This is a genomic window from Flavobacterium sp. CSZ (assembly GCF_015350725.1).
Taxonomy (GTDB): domain Bacteria; phylum Bacteroidota; class Bacteroidia; order Flavobacteriales; family Flavobacteriaceae; genus Flavobacterium.
Window position 1 is genome coordinate 1 of the sequence record NZ_JADKPQ010000061.1, and the last position, 960, is coordinate 960.

Annotated in this window: 1 protein-coding gene; it reads right to left on the reverse strand. The window is 38.2% G+C overall.

Translation table 11 applies throughout. From position 1 onward, the window contains the following. Positions 1 to 960: PIG-L family deacetylase (locus IRZ78_RS25990; protein ID WP_194620504.1), on the reverse strand; the 960-nt coding region annotated here is incomplete at both ends.

The following is a 960-nucleotide window of genomic DNA, read 5'->3' on the forward strand; positions in this document are numbered from 1 at the left end:
ATATCTTCTGGTCCCAAAGGATTTTTCTTTACCTGTCCGGTTTCATAAAACGGAAGATCTAAAAAGTGGGTGTTCTCATCTTTTAAACCAATGTATCTTGTGGCCGCATAAGATTCTCTTCTTCGGATCAATCCTTTTAATTTTCGAACTTCAAGAGAATCAATCTGGTTTTCTGATTTATGGTTTAAAAATTCAATTACAGATTTAAAGTTGATGCCACTTCCTGCGTCGCCCACAAAATCCTTGGCAACCTCAGCAAATTTTAATGCTTCGTCGTCTGTAACGGCTATATTTCCGGAGGTTTGATATACTACGTGTACATCATGACCTTGTTTTATCAATTTTGAAAAAGTTCCTCCCATAGAAATCACATCATCATCCGGATGTGGACTAAAAAGAATTACTCGTTTTTTTGCAGGATTGGCTCTTTCGGGACGATGCGAATCATCGGTATTGGGTTTTCCACCCGGCCATCCTGTGATGGTATGCTGCAATACGTTGAACATATTAATATTCAAATCATAAGCAGAACCTTCTTGTGCCAAAAGATCAGACATTCCGTTGTTGTTGTAATCTCTGTCTGTTAATTTTAATATCGATTGTTTTGTTTTTTGGCACAACCAAACAATCGCCTTGCTTTTTAATTCTTGTGTCCAGATGCATTCTCCAACGAGCCAAGGTGTTTTAAAACGGGTTAATTCTGAGGCTGCAGACTGGTCTAATACAAATGTTGCATTAGCATGATTTTGTAAAAAAGTAGCCGGAACTTCTGAACTGATATCTCCCTGAATGGTTCTCTTGATGATATCGGCTTTGTTTTGTCCCCAGGCCATAAGTACGATTCTCTTTGATCTCATGATGGTAGAAACTCCCATGGTAATTGCTCTTTTAGGAACGTTATCAATACCATTAAAATCGGATGAAGCGTCTACTCTTGTAATATGGTCAAGTGTAATGGTC